Consider the following 18,787-nt stretch of genomic DNA (forward strand, 5'->3'; position numbering starts at 1 on the left):
CTATAGCCTAGTCCCTCTTCCCGCTTTCAGTAGAATCTGCCGCTTCCGATTGGGGTGCTTCGCCGCCTTCTACCGCACCAGCGCCGTGCTCGTCTGCGTCCTCTTCCACGATCTCGCCTTCCAGGATCTCGGGGTCTTCAGTCGCATCGTGCTCGCTGCTTTCCGATGCCCCCTCTTTCCCACCATCGCCCGCGGCGTCCTCCGTGTCGGCGCCGTCTTCAACGACCTTCCCTTCGATGACCTCGTCGTCATTAACTTCGTCCTCGGCGGTGTCTGCGTTGTCCGTGGATTCTGCGGCAGCGTCATCTTCGTCGGCCGAATCCTCTGTTTCTACCGCAGCGGACTCAGCTGCGTCACCGTCACTCGATTCCGATTCACCCTCGTCGGATTCGCTCTCGCCAGAACCGGTGTCCGCATCGTCGGCATCGGCGGCCTCAGCATTGTCTGCATCGGCCGTGTCCGCATCAGACTGCTCTGCGTCACCGGTGTCCTCTGCAGCGGAATCTTCCGCCGACTCTTCGGTACCGTCTGAATCCTCTTCAGCGCCCTCCGCCTCCGCGGACTCTGCCTCCGCCTCGGCTGCGCGGGCGTCGCGCCAGTTCATGAGCGCAAAGGCTGCCGCGACGGCCAAGCCCACAAGGGCGATCCACAGTGCGGCGAGGCCGGCAGCGGTCCACAGGTGCGGGCCAGCGTGGCCGTAGTAGCCCAGCGTGCCGCTGACGAGGTAGCACGCGAAGAACATGATGACCGCGGTAGCCACTGTGGCTGCGAGCGCCTTCTGGAAGGATGGGCGCTTCTTGTACAACGACATTGTCGCAGCGATGAGGGGAACCACCATAAACACAACCGCCCACCCCGGCGAGGAGGCCGGGATGCCACCAGTAATCGGTAGCGGCGGCAACGGAACTAGGTGTGTACTAAAGAGGCTGACCTGTGCCTCCCCTGCCGAAAACTCCGAGCCCACCAGCACTGCCCCGGTACTGACGATGGCATTGGGGATATACAGCAGGCTCAACAAAATAAGGGTGAAAATGCCCAGCCCAGAGATGGACGGATATTCATCCATCATTTCCCCTTGGCGCGAGAAGTTGACGATGAAAACGAGCACAAAGACTACCGCCGCACCAATGGCGAGGTAGGCAAGGTAGCGCAGTGCGATAAGGGCGGCATCGACAAGCAGCGGCGGGGCGCCATAACGCTTGGCCAAGGCACGCCACAGGCGGGCGCCCATGCCAGCCGCCATCGCGGCCAAGTGCACGACGATAACCCGGGCCAGCGCGGCAGCAAGGTTGGGCGGGGACACATCGAAGACCTTGCCGGCATCCCACAACATCACCCAAGCAATGCAGGTCAACACCACGGGAACGCCCACCACGCAAGCGACAAGTATCGCCAGGTCCTTCACGCTGACTTTGTGTTTCACCGCGGCGCGCACGCGCACCGCCACCACCGTTGCGAGGATGAGGGCGGGCAAGGCTGGGAGGAACGACAGGTCCACCCCGGCCGCGGATACCGGCGCGAGGTTAAAGACCATCCAGGCTTCCGCCACAATGGTGGGCAACCACGCGAGCGGTGAGCCGAAAAGCAAGAGCGCACCGAAAGCGAGCGCCACAATAATAAGGACGACAATAATATTCGGCAGCGCCGCCGACATGAATAATTGGCGAATGCGCCCGGCCTTCGTCAGCGGAGCCGGCGTGCGACGGGCCTTCGCCTTCGACCCGGCTTTGCGGGCGACGCGTTCTGCAGAATTATGTGGCTTCTGCGTCGCGGTGGCGTGGGGTGCACGAGGGGCGCGCTCTGTCTGCACTGTCCGGCCCCGCGCCTGGCTACGCGGGCGGGGCGTTGACCGAGATTGGGGGCTGGTGTTTTTGTTCATCGGCGTCCACTTTGCCACCTTTTCCGCGCGGTAGCGGGGTGGCGCGACGAGGCACCTCCAAAATCACCGTGGACTTCTTCAGTAACTACTGTAGACATATATATAAGGAATGAAGTTTTCCCCCTTATCCCCCACTGGTCACAGTAATTTCATGCGGGGGCGCTTCCACAACCGGCACCTAAGGTGCACTATTACAGACTCGGGGCTACCGCGGGGGCTTGGCTTTAAGAGATCTATATCGCACCATGCGTAAAATTCTCCAGAAGTTGCCTGCATGTAGGCTTATTCCAGATCGGCCCGAGAAAAAATCAACTTTTGGCTTGCTGTTATCTTTTTGAGACGCTACTGTTACATCTCGTTGGTAACAAGAAGGTCACAATCTCGTAACTACCCCAGAGACGATGTAACGCTCTTTTTGAAGATTGTGAAAGATACGAAAGAAGATTTAATGCGAAGCAAAGTTCAGCGTGGCGCCGGCCGCCATCGCAAGATTGTCACCTCGCAGACCACCAAGGGTCGTATCGCTGTCATGACCGTTGCAGCCGGTGCCGTATCCACCGCCGGCGTAGGCGGCGCAGCTGCCGCTAACGTTGAGTCCGACAACACTGCAACTACCACCACCAAGACGCAGTCTGTTGACTACAAGCTTGCCGCTGATACTTCCGAGGTTAACAACGCCCCAGCAGGCTCCTCCGATGCTGCACCGCAGATCCTCAACGTTGCTGAGGCAAAGCCGGTCACCAACTTGGTGGACCAGCTGAGCAAGTCCATCCAGGCTTCCGCTGACCGCGCCGCCGAGGACCTTGCCGCTCGCGCCCCCTCCATTGCCCGCCCCGCTGAAGGCGCCTTCACCTCCGGCTTCGGGCCGCGCTGGGGTTCGTTCCACGCCGGCGTTGACATCGCCAACGCCATTGGAACCCCCATCTTCTCCATCATGGACGGCACCGTTATCGATTCCGGCCCTGCCTCCGGCTACGGCCAGTGGATCCGCATCCTCCACGATGACGGCACCATGACCGTCTATGGCCACATGCAGACCCTCGACGTTGCCGTGGGCGAGCACGTGCGTGCCGGCCAGAAGATCGCCGGCATGGGCTCCATGGGCTTCTCCACCGGTTCTCACCTCCACTTTGAGGTTCACCCGAACTCCGGTGACGCCGTTGACCCACAGGCATGGCTGGCCGAGCGAGGCATCCAGCTCTAAGAGCCTTCTTCCCTTCTTGTTAAAGCGCCACAGATATCCTCTGCGGCGCTTTTGCTATACCTACTGTCTCATCCACCTCCGCTGGCTCGCAGCAGCAAAATTCAATCCCGATTCGCCGACGCGTCGCACACTCCGCCGAGAGCCGAAAAGTATTCCCGCAATTTACCTACATGCCATGTGATTGCAAGATGCGGCCCTTAAGCTGTCAGCTGTCTTTTTATCCAGCTCTCCAGCAAGGAATACTCATATGCGTACACGCACTCTCTCCCTCATCACTGCCCTTAGCTGTACCCTCGCGCCCGCACCAGCTCTAGCTTCCGAAGGCGCCACCTACTACTCCAAGCAGCATTACCAGCCACAGGGATCAAGCTACGCCGAAGCCCCCAGTGGGTTTCACCAGATTTACGCCTCAACGGTAGATCGCCACGGATCCCGCGGGCTATCAAGCTTTAAATACGATGACCTCGCGCAGCAGATGCTGGAGTATGCCCAACAACGCGATCAGCTCACCGAGCTCGGTACAAAGCTCATCCCGCAAGTAGAGGCCATGATAGCGGTAAACCGAGAGCTATCCGGTGGCCCTGGCCAAGAAGCCGGTTATGGAAACCTGACGGAAGTGGGACGAGAAGAGCTCAGGGGCATCGGCAAGCGCAATGCACAGCGCAATGCGGAGCTACTGGGATCGATTGCCGCCGAGGACCTCAAGGTGAGCTTCACTTCCTCTGGAGAGGACCGCGCCAATGACTCTGGGTGGAACTTCGGGGAAGGTCTACTGGAACAGTCCCCTTCACTGGCCACACACTTGGACGATGACACGAAAGATGGCCACGTTAATATCGCCGCACGCCCTGACCTGATGTACGCACACAAGGATAAAAACGCTGCATCCTATCAGCGCTATACAGAGTGGAAGGACTCTCAGGCTTTACAGGAAAAAGTACAACAGGCCTACGCCAAGCCAGAGTCGCAGCAGGCTGCACGCAGCTTGCTGGCTAAGATTTTTACGCCAGAATTTATCAACGGTTTAGCAGATGGCTCCGTTCGCTTTTCCGCCCGAGAAAAGGACGATAAATCCGTTGAGGGCATCGTTGACGCCGCCTTGCAGTTCTACAACCTCTACATCATCGCTCCAGCTTTGGAGCACGAGGAAAAGGCCCCGGCGGAGGGGTGGATCTTTGATGAGTACATGGACGATACCAGCGGACCAACCTTTGCGTACCTGCTTGACGTAGAAGACTTCTATGAGAAAGGCCCGGCTATCCAGGGCCAGACGATTGCCTACGACAACTATGAACCACTGCTTGAGGAGATGATTAGAAACGTTCAGGACCGCGCTGCTGGCGGCGACGTGGCGGCCAATTATCGCTTCGGCCACGCCGAGACCATCATCCCGCTGGCTGCCCTACTGAAGCTGCCTGGTTCCGAACAAGGTGTCCCAGAGGATGATTTATACAGCTGGGATAACTCCGCATGGCGTGGTGATACCGTCTCCCCGATGGGCGCGAATATTCAATGGGACGCATTCCAAAATGATCGCGGAGAGACCCTTGTGCGGATGCTCTACAACGAAAAGGAAATCCCGTTCCACGATGGCTGTGAGCCTATTGCCGCTGACTCAACGTTTTATACTATCGAGGAGCTCGCCGATTGCTTACCCTTAGGCTCCACCTCAGATCACTCTCAAGCCAACCTCATGGATGCTGAAGACGCTGCAGATCACCAACTACCGGTTGCTGATTCCCTCTCTTCCAAGCCGCAGTTCTGGGGGATCATCGGTGCCATTGCGGGCGCACTGACCATCGGTATAGGAATCGGTGCGGTCAACGCTTTCGGCCCACAAATTCAACAACAACTGCACAAATTTGGTAGCCAGCTCCCCTTCTAACGCCCTTAGGAATGACCCTGCCCGACAGGGACCCCAAGACGCTTTCAGCCGAGTCCAGTACAGGGCCTTGTCGCAGGTAAATGGCAGTTTTCCGACTCGACACCGACAAGCTCATCCCAGCACCCCCGCCAGCTACCCCCAGAACTTAAACCAGTACTTCAAACCCGCAACTTTGGCCACTTTCGTAACACGCGCAACAAGCTGGCATGTTCGAAACTTTTCGAATAATCGTGGTTTCTACCAGCATTTTTCCAGATTGCGCGGTACCCATGGGCAGGCTAACTTTTAACTCGTTGCCACAAGCGAACGCCAAATGGGGTATTTCCATTCCCCCGGCGTGTCGCACAGGGCAGTTGAAAGACGCGAAACCTTCAAGGTTTGCGCGCCTCGAGACCATGCACAGCCATGAAAAGGACTTAAACTTATGAAGCGCATGAACCGCGCACGCAGGAATGTAGCGCTAAGCATCATCACGCTTGGCACCGTTTTTGCTACCGGCACCTCCGCTTTTGCTGCTGATCCAGTGGCTAGCGTGGACGTTTCGAATGGCTCCTCTGAGCCGGAAGCCACCAACGTTGATAACGCAGGCGTGATCGACGCCGCCGTCGGCCTCGCAAATACCGCCGTTGGTGTACTCAACGGCGATGCGGTCCCGGAATTTAGCCAGAATGAATCCGGCGGAGTCAACATCGTCTTGGACCCCTCCTCCGTTCCGGGCCTGCGGGAAGCCTTCGCTCCCGAGGGAGACCGCTCCGGGCTGACCCCCGAGCGTGGCAAGGACGCCGCTGGCAATACGGTGGTCTTTCCCACCTCCGGCACCTTGACCTCGGGATTCGGTATGCGCTGGGGCGCGATGCACAACGGCATCGACGTCGCCAACCCAGTCGGAACCCCGATCTACTCCGTCATGGACGGCACAGTCATTAACTCCGGTCCAGCACAAGGCTTTGGCAACTGGATTCGCATCCAGCACGTCGATGGCAGCATCTCTGTCTACGGCCACATGCCCGCCAACTCGCTGCGCGTCAATGTGGGAGACCACGTTTCTGCCGGCGACCACATCGCGGACATCGGCAATGAGGGCCGCTCCACCGGCCCGCACCTGCACTTCGAAATCCACCCAGGCGGCGGCGCAGCCGTTGACCCAGTGGGCTGGTTCGACGAGCGCGGGATTTCGGTCTAGAGCTTTTCCATCGGCACACCGCCGATGAGCATGAGCCGCACCTTGCCGGAGGAACCGAAGTCCACGATCACCGTGGCGCGGGCGCCGGAACCGGCCGTTTCAATCACGGTTCCAAGCCCGTACTTCGCGTGATTGACGCGGTCTCCTACCGCAAGGTTGAGGTTCTTATTCTTCGGCATGGAATTAGCTGCAGGCTGGCGAGTGCGTTGCGAAGGGGAAGACGTAGCGCGCTGGCCAAACCCAGCACCCCCACCGCCGGAATAGCCGCCGCTAGAACCGCGGCGATAGCTCCGGCCATATTGATAGTCATCGGCTCCCCAGGAACCGGTGAGGTCACTATCGGAATCCTCTCGCCGCCAGTCGATGAGATCCTCTGGGATCTCGGCGAGGAAGCGACTGGCGGGATTGGTTACCGGATTGCCCCACGCAGAGCGCAAGATGGCGCGCGTGAGGTACAACTTTTCGCGGGCGCGAGTAATGCCCACGTAGGCCAGGCGGCGCTCTTCGCTTAATTCCTTCGGGTTACCCAGCGAGCGCATGTGCGGGAATTGGCCGTCCTCCCAACCAGCGACAAAGACGACGGGAAACTCCAAGCCCTTCGCCGTGTGCAGGGTCATCATCGTTACTACCCCTGTCTCAGAATCCGGAATCTGATCCGCATCCGCGACCAGCGAGACCTTCTCCAAAAAGGCTTGCAACGAGCCCGGCGCGGCTTCGCCTTCTTCTATTAGCTCATTGGGATCGACGGCATCCGCACCAGCAGCGGCCAACTGGTTGGCAGCCTCCGAGGTAAATTCGCGGGCTACGGACACCAGCTCATTGAGGTTATCAAGGCGCGCACCGTCCTGCGGATCATTGGAGTTTTCTAACTCCGCCTTGTATCCGGTGGCATCCAGGATGGCGGTGAGCAACTCTCCCAAATCGGGCTGGCCGGTCACCTCATCGCGCATGCCTGGGATTTGTGCGCGGATGCCATCCATCATGTCGTTGAATTTGGTAACCGCATTAACGGCGCGGGTGCCGAGGCCGGGGACGTCGCCCCGGGGGACATCGGCAAGCGCCTTGCCAAAGCTTATCCCCTGGTTCTCCGCGTGCAGGGCAATCTGGCCCTGGGCTTTATCACCAATAGCGCGCTTGGGAACGTTGATGATGCGGCGCAGGCTCACCGTATCGTCCGGGTTATCCATAATGCGCAGGTAGGCCACCATATCGCGGATTTCGCGGCGCTCATAAAAGCGTGTTCCGCCAACGACCTTATAGGGGATGCCGGAGCGAATGAAGATATCCTCCAGCGCGCGGGAGGCATTATTAGTCCGGTACATCACGGCGATATCGGAGTAGCTGTGGCCCTTATCCGCCAGCGCATCAATCTCCGCGGCGATAAAGCGGGCTTCATCGTGCTCATTATCCGCCACATACCCCACGATGGATTCGCCATCACCATGCGCGGTCCACAGGTTTTTCTCCCTGCGGTTCTCATTTTTCGCAATCACGGCATTGGCCGCGTTCAAAATGGTCTGCGTGGAGCGATAGTTCTGCTCCAATAGGATGGTGTGTGCCTGCGGGTAATCGCGCTCGAATTCCTCGATATTGCGGATAGTAGCGCCGCGGAAGGCATAAATGGACTGATCGGAATCACCCACCACGCACAGCTCTGGGGCATCGGGGCCTAGCTCGCCCTTGCCCACCAACGCTGCTACCAGCGCGTACTGGGCGTGGTTGGTGTCCTGGTACTCATCAATCAGCACGTGCTTAAACCGCCGACGATAAAACTCCACCACCTGGCGGTGCTCGGTGAAAATGCGCACTACTTCCCCGATAAGGTCGTCGAAGTCCACCGCATTGGCCGCGCGCAGGCGGCGCTGGTACTCGGCGTAGACATCCGCCACGGTTGTTTCAAACGGGTTCTTTGTCTGCTGCGCCTTTTCTGCCGCTTCAGCCGGGCCCACGAGCTCATTTTTGTGGTTGGAAATCTGGTTCGCCAGCACGCGCGGGGTGTACTTCTTCAGATCCAGCTGCATATCCTTGGCAATCATGGATAGAAGCCGGCGGGCATCATCGCCATCATAAATGGTGAAGTTGGTATTAAGCCCCGGTACGAGTTGCGCGTTCTGGCGCAAAATGCGCACGCAGATGGAGTGGAAGGTAGATACCCACATGCGCTCGGCCACCGGTCCCACCAGAGAGCCCACGCGCTCTTTCATTTCAGCGGCGGCCTTATTGGTAAAGGTAATGGCGAGGATTTCCCACGGGTTTACCCCGCGATGGCGCATGAGGTACGCGATGCGGCGGGTAAGCACCGCCGTCTTACCGGAACCGGCACCGGCGACGATCAGCAGGGGCCTGCCGGTGTGGGTAACCGCCTCTAATTGCTGCGGGTTCAAACCTTGGGTTAAAGGATCGGATTCCGCGGGCCTGGGCGTGCTACCAAAGGGATTCTGGCTAGGGGCAAAACCGCCACGGGAGGTAGTGCCAGATGCGGGTTCGCGCGGGGTGGAAGAAGGGCTAAATGGAGAGTTATTCGTCATAATGCCTACCAACCTACTAGCACCACCGGACATGGCCGGTAATTGCGGCATACACTGCGCTTTCCAAAACCCTGACCAAGTAGCACCTTGGCACGACAAAGTGGCAGAATAAGGGACCATGACCGCTGAAGATAATGAATCCATCGTTGACAATGGCTTGGATATCCGCACGCCCACCGGCACGGACGATCCCCTATCTGATGCGGAAATCCAGCAGTATCGCGAGGAAATCAACCGCCTTGACAAGATCATCTTGGATGCGGTCAAGCGCCGCACCGAGGTCTCTCGCGCGGTGGGCCGCACCCGCATGAGCTCCGGTGGCACGCGCTTGGTGCACACCCGCGAGATCGCCATCCTCAACGAGTTCCGCGCGGAGCTTGGTGAGGAAGGCCCCACCATCGCCTCTGCCCTGCTGCGCATGGGGCGCGGCCGCCTGGGGTAAGGCCACCTCTCAACCCCTCGGATTAATTACGGGCTAGCCCATACTATGCAGTACGCTTTCGGGGCATGAACGCAGTACTCATCGCCGTCATCGTCATGCTCGCGCTCGCCCTCTTGCGCGTGCACGTGGTGGTGGCGCTTTTCATCGGCGCGATCGTCGGCGGCCTAATATCCGGCATGGGCCTGGATGCCACCATGCTCGCCTTCCAGGACGGGCTCGGCGGCGGCGCCAAGATTGCCTTAAGCTATGCCCTCTTGGGCGCCTTCGCGATGGGTGTTGCCTCCGCCGGGCTGCCGCAGATCCTGGCCAATTTTCTCATCGCCAAGCTCGGCGGCACCGGCGAATTAGATCCCAAGGCCGCGGCCACCACCAAGTGGATGCTCGTTATTGGCCTTATCGCCATGGCCGTGATGAGCCAGAACCTCATCCCCGTTCACATTGCCTTCATCCCGCTGCTCGTCCCACCGCTATTGGCGGTGATTAATAAGCTCAAGCTGGATCGACGCCTTATCACCACGTGCCTGACCTTCGGCCTTATCACCACCTACATGTTCATTCCGGTGGGCTTCGGGTCCATCTATTTGAACGATATCCTGCTCTTCAATATCGAAGAGGCTGGCCTGGATACCTCCGATATCAATATTATGCAGGTCATGGCCATTCCCGCCCTGGGCATGCTCACCGGCCTGCTCATCGCCATCTTTATCAGCTACCGCGCCCCGCGCGAGTACGAGGACCGGCCTATTGCCGCCGAAGAGCACCAGGAAACACCCTCGACGTATAAAATCTGGGTCTCCATCCTGGCGATTATTGCCACCTTCGCCGTCCAAATCATCATGCAGACGCTCGATTTCGAATCCGATGGCCTGCTCGTCGGCGCCCTGACCGGCCTGGGTATCTTGCTCATTTCCGGCGCGGTGGATTGGAAGCACGCCGATGACGTTTTTACCAACGGCATGAAAATGATGGCGCTTATCGGCTTTATCATGATCACCGCGCAGGGCTTTGCCTCTGTCATGACGGCGACGGAGGAAGTCGGCCCGCTTGTCGATGCCACCGCCAACCTCTTTGGCACCAATAAGTTTCTCTCCGCAGGCGCCATGCTTTTAGTCGGCCTGGTGGTCACCATGGGCATTGGCTCGTCCTTTTCCACCTTGCCCATCATCTCCGTTATCTACGTTCCCCTGTGTGCCTCGCTCGGCTTTAGCCCCGCGGCCACGGTAGCGCTCATCGGTACTGCAGGTGCGCTTGGCGATGCCGGCTCCCCCGCCTCCGATTCCACCCTCGGCCCCACCGCCGGCCTCGGCGCCGATGGCCAACACGATCACATCCGTGACTCCGTCATCCCCACCTTTATCCACTTCAATATCCCACTTCTCATCGCCGGCTGGGCGGGCGCCCTCATCCTCTAAAACGCCACACTTCTCACGGTGCCGTTGGCACTCATTCTCGACTACGGTGGGAGGGGTACACATTGCCAATGCGCTCGTCGCCAGAAAGGCCAATTGCCATGGATATCACCGCATCGCCCCAGTGGAAAGACCTGGTCAAGGTATATGAAGAAAAGCAGGACATGCGCCTGCGCGATCTCTTCGCCACAGACGCGAACCGCGCCGAGAACTACACCTTCGACGCCGCCGGCCTGCACGTGGATCTATCCAAAAACCTCATCGATGAAGAGATCCTCCAGCACCTAGTCGAGGTAGCCCGCGCCGCCGATGTGGAAGGCCGCCGCGATGCCATGTTTGCAGGCGAGCATCTCAATAACACCGAGGATCGCGCCGTGCTGCACACCGCCCTGCGCCTGCCGGTAGAAGATGACTTGCACGTCGATGGCCAAGATGTCGCCGCTGATGTCCACGAAGTCCTAGGACGCATGCGTGATTTCGCCACCGCCCTGCGCTCCGGATCTTGGTTGGGGCATACCGGCCACACCATCAAAAAGGTGGTCAATATCGGCATCGGCGGTTCTGACCTCGGCCCGGCCATGGCCGCAGAAGCCCTGCGCTCCTATGAGGTGGCCGGCATTTCCGCGGAGTTCGTCTCCAACGTGGACCCTGCCAATATGGCCGCCACCTTGGACGGGCTCGATGCCGGCTCCACCCTCTTTATCGTTTCCTCCAAGTCCTTTACTACGCAAGAAACCCTGACTAATGCGCACGCGGCCCGCCGCTGGCTCATCGATCAATTCGATGGCGATGAATCCGCCGTAGCCAAGCACTTCGTGGCCGTATCCACCAATGCGGAGCAGGTGGAGAAATTCGGCATCGATACGGACAACATGTTCCCGTTCTGGGATTGGGTGGGCGGTCGCTACTCCCTCGATTCCGCCATCGGCCTGTCCTTGATGTGCACCATTGGCCCGATGGACTTCATGCGCTTGTTGGAAGGTTTCCACGCCATGGATGAGCACTTCCGCACCACCCCGCTAGAGCGCAATGTGCCCGTTCTTATGGGCCTGCTGGGCATCTGGTACACCAATTTCTTTGGCGCCCAAACCCACGCCGTCCTGCCGTACGCGCAGGACCTCGGCCGCTTCCCGGCCTACCTGCAACAGCTGACCATGGAATCTAACGGCAAGTCCGTGCGCCGCGATGGCACCGCGGTCACCACTGGAAACACCGGCGAAATTTACTGGGGCGAGCCGGGTACCAACGGCCAGCACGCCTTTTACCAACTCATGCACCAGGGCACCCGCCTCATCCCGGCGGACTTCATCGGCTTTGCCCGCCCCAAGGAGGATTTCCCCACCGCGGACGGCACCGGCTCGATGCATGACTTGCTCATGGGCAATTTCTTCGCCCAAACCAAGGTGCTGGCCTTTGGCAAGACGGCTGAAGAAATCGCCGCCGAGGGAGTTGACGAAGACCTCGTACCGCACAAGGTGATGCCGGGCAACCGGCCCACCACCACGATTATGGCCGAGGAGCTTACCCCCTCCACCCTGGGCGCGCTCATTGCGCTCTACGAGCACATCGTCTTTACCCAGGGCATCATCTGGGATATCAACTCCTTCGACCAATGGGGCGTGGAGCTGGGCAAGCAGCAGGCCAATGACCTGGCCCCTGCCGTCTCCGGCAGCCAAGAGGTAGATTCCGGCGACCAGTCCACCGATAAGCTCATCGGCTGGTACCGCGCCAACCGTTAGTTCCGGCCCGCGCCGTGCCCGTGCCCAGGCGCCCCGGGCACGTAAAAGTGTCCAAAACAACCGCGTTCTTGAAAAATCTGCCCTCAAATTCAGACAAACGCGGTTGTTGTGGACATTTTCGTGCCTAAGCACCACAGATCACTAAAGCGCCCAGCCGCGAAGCAACATTTCGCTTCGGGCCGGGCGCTTTCAGGCGAGGTGAATTTACAGCTTCACCATGGGCTGCCAGCCGGCCGGGATGTTCTTCGAGCTAACAACCTTGCGGCCGAAGGGGAAGCAGGTCACTGGAATCATCTTGAGGTTGGCCCAGGCAACGGGGATACCGATGATGGTAATCGCCTGGATGACGGCGGTCACGACGTGGCCGATGGATAGCCACAGACCAGCGATGACGAACCAGATGACATTGGAGATGGAAGACATTCCGCCGGTGCCCTTGCGGGGCTCAACCACGGAGCGGCCGAACGGCCACAGGGCGAACTGACCCATGCGGAACGAGGCCACGCCCGCCGGAATCGTCACGATGAAGATGCAGGCGATGATGCCGAAGAGGAAGTAACCCAGCGCAAGAACGATGCCGCCGGAGAGTAACCAGATGATATTAAATACAAGATTTAGTAGTGATCGCATGCCCGCCAGCTTAGCGCGAAAAGCGTAAAGGAACCTTAGAGCGGCTGGCAGTGCGGGCAGAACCAGATGATGCGCTCTAATTCACCCTCGTCCCCACCGCGGTCAACGCCGCCCAGGGAATCCTTCTGGATGATGGTGCCGCAGCGCCGACAACGCTTGCGGTTGCGCCCAAAGACATAGGTGGTCTCCCCGGCCCGGCGCACGCCGGTGGTCACGCGGATGGGCGAGTTCCGGTTGGCCCACATGATGCGCTTGCCGATGTCCAATACCTGTTCCACATCCACTTCTGCCACCGGGGCGGCCGGGTGAACGCCGGCGAGGAAGCAGATTTCGGCGCGGTATTCATTACCAATGCCTGCCACGACCTTCTGGTCCAATAACGCCGTGCCGATGCTGCGCTCGGGTCGCGCGCGCAGACGGCGCACCGCCTCCTCGCGGTCCCAGTCGGGGTCCAAGATATCCGGGCCAAGGTGCGCGATGCGGCTAAAGTATTGATCCGCGTCGAAGATATCGACAAAGCCCAACCAGTGGCCTACGAGTTCAATATCGCGCGGTGAATGGGCCAGTTGCAGTACGATGCGCGCGCTATGTCCGGGCTTGCGCCAGCGGTCGCCAGCGTAGTGGATGGCCCAGGCGCCCTCCATCTTTAGGTGGGTGTGCACGATGGTCTGGTCGAATTGCATGAAGAGGTGTTTGCCATACGGCCACACGCGCTCACAGATGGTGCCGGTGAGGTTAACGGTGGCGTGCTGCGGTACGCGCACGGAACAGCCGGTGACCTCGCGCCCGGCCATAAACTGCAGCCGGCGCGAAAGTTGTAGGACGGAATCGCCTTCGGGCATGGGGGCTGGCCTCCTTCCGTGGGCCTCAGACACTGTGGCCCCACCAAAATACACCTGCAGGCAGGTGGCGCTAGCGACGGTATCCGCCGCGCGGGCGGAAGCCACCGGAATTGCGAGGTGGCGGGGGCGGGGGCGGATCGTCGAAGCTGAGCTCCTCGATGGCCTCGGAGGCGCGCCTGCCGCCGCGCAGACCGCCGCCGCGCAGGCCACCGCTCGAGCCATCACGTGAGTTACCCCGCGAGTCGTCCGGTGAGCCGTCCCGCGCCCCGCGGCGCGGAACGCGCGGCGGCGCAGCCTGCCCGGCAATGCGTATGCCCTTTGGGGTAATTCCTGCCCCGAGCGAGCGCAGGATATTAGCCGCTGAGGTGTGGTGGATGGGGTTGCCATTGCACTTCTCAATCACCAGCGGCGACATGTGCCCGGCGGCGATGAGTTCTACGAGCGCGGACAGGAGGCGGGCGTAGACGTCGGTGGTCTCAATTCCATCGGGCAGGGCGTCGATGAACGTGGTCAAGGTCTTGCCGCCGCGGGTGAGGTGGGCTATGGGGAGGCCATCGCACAACACGACTAGTGCCCCGGCAGAGCGGGCCGGCCCGCCGGTGGCTTTGCCACCCGCATCATCGCGCTGCGGCCAGGGCAGCGCCGCGCCGTAGAGGTTGGCGGGATCCACGGCGGCGAGCACGAAGGTCTCTGGGACGGTGGTGCCGGACGGCCAACCGGTGACATCGGGGGAATCCGCCAGGCCGCGGAGGCGATCGATAATAGCCGGGGTGGAAAATTGCGCGGCGCCGAGATCCTCAATGACATAGCCGCGCATGGCCTTGCCGGATTCCTCAAAGCCGGAAAGCACCTTATAGGCCAGCGCGAAGCCGCCGAGGACGTCCTCGGCCACCACGGAGCCGCGGGTGACCACGCCGTAGCGATCCAGCCAGGCCTCGCCGTGCGCCACGGACCGCGAGGTGGCATCTTGGGCGGCGGGCACAGCCAGCGACCAGCGGCCGAGCATATCAGGTGGGGTCTGGCCGGCGCTTCCGTTGGCATTTTGGGTCTGGGCAAACGAGGTGCGACCCATGCGCAGCCGCGAGCGCGTGGGGCGCCGCTTGGAGCGGTGGGCGGTAGAACCGCGGCCGGCGCGGGAGGCACCGCGCCCGCCTGCCGATAAGCGCGTGCGGATGGGGACGAAGGAATCCGGGCTGGCCAGGCCCATTTCTACCAGCCCCCAGAGGGCCTCGCGGATTTCCTCGGCGGTACCGGGGACCTCGGCGGCGATATCGGAAAAGAGGAAGCCGCCGCCGCGCTCGAGCACGCCTAAAATGGCGCGCTGCAGCATGCTTACGCCCTCCGGATCGGTTTCGGGGGCGAGCTGGGCGGCGTAATCGGTAGGCAGCAGCATCACCCACGGATCGGCAGCTCCGGCCTTTCCGGCGCCGACGATCATCACCTCACCATTGGCGGTTAGCTCATCTAGCATGCGGGGCGAATAATCCCCCACGCGGGCGGGCAAAATGATGGACTCCCAGGCAGAGGCCGGCAGGCGAACCCCGGCGAGCTGCTCGATAGCAGAAAATACTCCATCGGCACCGCGGAGTGCCGGCCGCTTCCCTGCGGGCGCAATGCCGTGCCATTCCGGGAGGAAGCGGGCAAAGGCGGCGCCGGAGACCGGCTCGGTATCCGCGCGCGCAGCCGCAAGCGAGCGCGAGCGAATGGTCTTTAATACCTCGGCGGCGCAGTACTCTTGCTCCTCGATTCCCTGCCGGTAGTGACCCTCCACGATCGAATCCAACCCGGCCAGGGTGGTATATGCAGCGGAGACGGAAATTCCGAAGGCAGCGGTTAAGTCCGCGAGCACGAACGGGCCGCGGGTGCGCGCCCAGCGGCTGATGAGCTGTGGGAGGGCATCGGCAAGCGTGGCGACCTGGGCGGGGATGCCGGGAGGGATGGGAACACCGAGGGCATCGCGAAGCAGCGCGGCGTCCTGGGACTGGGCAAGGTGCTCGCGCCCGCCGATGCGCACCCGCATAATCCGCGTGCCCAGGCTATCCAGGGCGGTAAAGGGAACGTCGGTATGCTCGCCCAGCTCCTCGACCGGAATGGGGCCGAGCACGCGCAGGAGATCCGCGACCTCTTCGGTGGTGCGCGCCCGGCGCGAGGGTGCGGTGCGCTGCAGCTGGGCATGGACCTCGTCGATGATCGCGGGATCCAAGAGCTCTCGCAGCTCCACCGTGCCCAGCAGCTTGGCCAAGAGCGCTGGGTCAAGGGCGAGGGCCGCCGCCCGCTTTTCCGCCAGCGGGGAATCGCCCTCATACATGAAGGCGCCGGTGTAATTAAACAGCAGCGAGGAGGCAAAGGGCGAAGGCTGCTCCGTGGTGACCTCCGCGATGTGCACGCGGCGGTGGCCCAGATCGCGCATGACCTCCTGCAACGCCGGGACATCGTAGACGTCCTGCACGCACTCGCGCACCGTTTCCAAGATGATGGGAAAGGACGGGTACTGGCGGGCGACGTCCAAGAGCTGCTCGGCGCGCTGGCGCTGCTGCCACAGCGGGGCGCGCTTGCCGGGATTGCGGCGGGGCAAAAGCAGCGCGCGGGCCGCGCACTCGCGGAAACGGGAGGCAAAAAGCGCGGAATTGCCCACCTGCTCGGCCACGACATCGGCAATATCGTCGGCGTCGAAGGCAAAAATCGTGCCATCGGGATCGGCCTCGCCCTCTGGCAGGCGCAGCACGATGCCATCATCGCCGGCCACCGCCTGCGGGTCCATGCCGGTGCGCTCCCCCACCCGCGCGCCTACCGCCAAGGCCCAGGCGGAGTTAACCGGCCGGCCAAAGGGGGTGTGCAGTACCACGCGCCAGTCCCCCAACTCATCCTTGAAGCGCTCGAGCACGAGCGTCTTTTCATCCGGAATAATGCCGGTGGCCTCCTGCTGTTCGCGCAGGTAGGACAAGATATTGCTGCGGGCATTCTCATCAGCATCCGCGATAATGCTCGGGTCCGTATTCACCTCGCGGCGGTACTCGCCTAAAGCTTGGCCGAGCTCATAGGGGCGCCCGGCGCCATCGCCATTCCAAAACGGCAGGCGGCCCGTATGCCCCGGCGCGGGCGTGACTAGGACCTGATCGCGGGTGATCTCCTCGATGCGCCAGCTGGTCGCGCCCAAGGTAAAGACATCGCCCACGCGAGATTCGTAGACCATCTCCTCATCAAGCTCGCCCACCCGGCGCGGGGCCTTCCCGGACTCCCCACCGCTATAGAGGAAGACGCCAAACATTCCCCTATCCGGGATGGTGCCGCCGCTGGTCACGGCCACGCGCTGCGCCCCTGGGCGCGGGGTCATCACGCCGGATACGCGGTCATACACCACGCGGGGTTTTAGCTCCGCAAAATCCGTGGATGGGTACACGCCGCTGACCAGGTCGATCACGGAATCATAGACCTCGCGGGCCAGCTCGCGGTAGGGATGGCTGCGCTTGACGATGTCATACCAGTCATCCGCGCTTAAGCCTTCCTCGCCCGCTGCGGCCACCGCCGCCACGGTCTGCTGCGCGAGCACATCCAGCGGGTTGCGCGGGGTGTGCATCTTCTCGATCATCCCGCCGCGCATGCGCGACACCGTCAGCGTGGATTGCACTAGGTCCGCGCGGTGCTTGGGATAAAACGCGCCGTGCGAGACCGCGCCCACATGGTGCCCGGCGCGGCCCACGCGCTGCAGGCCCGAGGCCACCGAGGGCGGCGATTCCACCTGTACCACCAAATCCACCGCGCCCATGTCGATGCCCAACTCCAGCGAGCTCGTGGCCACCACGGCCTTGAGCGTGCCTTCCTTCAGCATCGTTTCCGTCATCGCGCGCTCGTCCTTGGACACCGAGCCGTGGTGCGCCCGCGCGATGACTGCCGGCGCCTTGCCCGCAACGTGCGAGTGCGCCATCAACTGGGCAGGATCGCGCCGTGTTTCGGGCGAAAGCGAATCCGGGTCATATTCCTGCGCGTAAAGCTCGTTGAGGCGGCTGGTCAGGCGCTCGGCGCTGCGCCGCGAATTGACAAAGACCAGCGTGGAGCGATGCGCCATGATGTCCGCATAGAGGTCCTGGGTAATAAACGGCCAAATGGAGTTCGCGGTGGGCAACGCGGTGTCTTCTTCCCCACCGAATTCCTCCATGCCGTCGCCGCTGCCTTCCGGCCCGCCGGTAATGCCAATGGCATCATCAACGGTGAGCTCCCCAATGGTCGAGCCCGCCTCTGGCGTGGGAAGATCCGACATGTCCTCTACCGGAACGCGCACGTCCAAATCCCACTTCTTGTGGGCTTCAGGCGCCACGATTTCCACCGGGCGATTGCCACCTAAGAAATCCGAGACTGCCGAAAGCGGGCGCACCGTGGCAGAAAGCCCGATGCGCTGAAAGTCGCCCGCAATTTCTTGCAGGCGCTCCAGCGTCAGGGCGAGGTGCGCGCCGCGCTTGGTGCCGGCCAGCGCATGGATTTCATCGATGATGACGGTATCGACGGTTTTCAAAATCCCCGCCGCCTTTGAGGTCAGCATCAAATACGCCGATTCCGGGGTGGTAATGAGGATATCCGGCGGCTTGCGCACCTGTCGGGAGCGCTCTGCCGAGGGCGTATCGCCCGAGCGCACGCCCACGGAAATATTCGGCGCCTCCAGGCCCAGCTTTTCCGCGGTGCGCGCAATGCCGGTCAGCGGGGCCCGCAGGTTATTTTCCACATCCACGCCCAGCGCTTTGAGTGGCGAGATATACAGCACCCGCACGCCCGTTGCGGAGCCAGCAGCATTGCCTACCGGCAGGGCCAATTGGCCTTCACGCTCCACCAGGTTATTTAGCGCCCATAAAAACGCAGCGAGCGTCTTACCGGAGCCGGTGGGGGCAACCATCAGGGCGTGATCCCCGCGGGAAATCTTGTCCCATGCCTGGGCTTGTACCGCGGTGGGAGCGGCAAAAACGTCCTGGAACCACTGCGCCACTTGGGGGCGAAAACGCTCGAGGATGTTTTCTGGCATGACCACACTCTAGTCCCCGTTGTAATGTGGGCACC

General features: G+C 61.4%; 11 protein-coding genes. 6 read left to right on the forward strand and 5 right to left on the reverse strand.

The genetic code is table 11. The features are described 5' to 3' along the window. Nucleotides 1-7: 7 nt before the first annotated feature. Nucleotides 8-1,810: a cell division protein PerM gene (locus QP891_RS08270; protein WP_284770606.1), complete on the reverse strand. Its 1,803-nt coding sequence runs from the start codon at nucleotides 1,808-1,810 to the stop codon at nucleotides 8-10. 517 nt (nucleotides 1,811-2,327) lie between these two features. Between QP891_RS08270 and QP891_RS08275 the strand changes: the two genes are divergently transcribed. From QP891_RS08275 to QP891_RS08285, 3 genes are all read left to right on the forward strand, one after another. Then, on the forward strand, nucleotides 2,328-3,083 hold the full coding sequence (locus tag QP891_RS08275; protein WP_284770605.1) for a M23 family metallopeptidase: 756 nt from the start codon (nucleotides 2,328-2,330) through the stop codon (nucleotides 3,081-3,083). 247 nt (nucleotides 3,084-3,330) lie between these two features. Beyond that, the gene (locus QP891_RS08280) at nucleotides 3,331-4,968 is read left to right on the forward strand and encodes a histidine-type phosphatase (RefSeq protein WP_284770604.1); all 1,638 of its coding nucleotides are present in this window, start codon (nucleotides 3,331-3,333) and stop codon (nucleotides 4,966-4,968) included. Nucleotides 4,969-5,392: 424 nt separating this feature from the next. Next, a complete protein-coding gene (locus tag QP891_RS08285; RefSeq protein WP_284770603.1) occupies nucleotides 5,393-6,151 on the forward strand; it encodes a M23 family metallopeptidase in 759 nt (252 codons plus the stop codon). On the opposite strand, the gene pcrA is transcribed toward QP891_RS08285, so the two are convergent. Beyond that, on the reverse strand, nucleotides 6,148-8,679 hold the full coding sequence (gene pcrA, locus QP891_RS08290) for a DNA helicase PcrA (RefSeq protein WP_284770602.1): 2,532 nt from the start codon (nucleotides 8,677-8,679) through the stop codon (nucleotides 6,148-6,150). The two genes, QP891_RS08285 and pcrA, sit on opposite strands and share 4 nt — an antisense overlap. A 118-nt stretch (nucleotides 8,680-8,797) precedes the next feature. On the opposite strand from pcrA, the gene QP891_RS08295 reads away from it, so the two are divergent. The 3 genes from QP891_RS08295 to pgi all read left to right on the forward strand — a co-directional run bounded on the left by QP891_RS08295 (nucleotide 8,798) and on the right by pgi (nucleotide 12,269). After that, nucleotides 8,798-9,121: a chorismate mutase gene (locus tag QP891_RS08295; protein WP_284817029.1), complete on the forward strand. Its 324-nt coding sequence runs from the start codon at nucleotides 8,798-8,800 to the stop codon at nucleotides 9,119-9,121. 65 nt (nucleotides 9,122-9,186) lie between these two features. Then, nucleotides 9,187-10,533 (forward strand): Na+/H+ antiporter family protein, encoded by a 1,347-nt coding sequence (locus QP891_RS08300; protein ID WP_284770601.1) that lies wholly within the window; start codon nucleotides 9,187-9,189, stop codon nucleotides 10,531-10,533. 98 nt (nucleotides 10,534-10,631) lie between these two features. Next, nucleotides 10,632-12,269: a glucose-6-phosphate isomerase gene (pgi, locus tag QP891_RS08305; protein WP_284770600.1), complete on the forward strand. Its 1,638-nt coding sequence runs from the start codon at nucleotides 10,632-10,634 to the stop codon at nucleotides 12,267-12,269. A 204-nt stretch (nucleotides 12,270-12,473) separates the two neighbouring features. Here pgi and QP891_RS08310 read toward each other — a convergent pair whose 3' ends face one another. From QP891_RS08310 to QP891_RS08320, 3 genes are all read right to left on the reverse strand, one after another. Beyond that, nucleotides 12,474-12,899: a YccF domain-containing protein gene (locus QP891_RS08310; RefSeq protein WP_284770599.1), complete on the reverse strand. Its 426-nt coding sequence runs from the start codon at nucleotides 12,897-12,899 to the stop codon at nucleotides 12,474-12,476. A gap of 35 nt (nucleotides 12,900-12,934) precedes the next feature. Next, nucleotides 12,935-13,741: a DNA-formamidopyrimidine glycosylase family protein gene (locus tag QP891_RS08315; RefSeq protein ID WP_284770598.1), complete on the reverse strand. Its 807-nt coding sequence runs from the start codon at nucleotides 13,739-13,741 to the stop codon at nucleotides 12,935-12,937. A gap of 70 nt (nucleotides 13,742-13,811) precedes the next feature. Further along, complete coding sequence (locus QP891_RS08320) at nucleotides 13,812-18,752, reverse strand: Lhr family ATP-dependent helicase (RefSeq protein ID WP_284770597.1); 4,941 nt, start codon at nucleotides 18,750-18,752, stop codon at nucleotides 13,812-13,814. Nucleotides 18,753-18,787 lie beyond the last annotated feature (35 nt).

Source organism: Corynebacterium sp. MSK310, from assembly GCF_030227355.1.
GTDB classification, from domain to species: Bacteria; Actinomycetota; Actinomycetes; order Mycobacteriales; family Mycobacteriaceae; genus Corynebacterium; species Corynebacterium rhinophilum.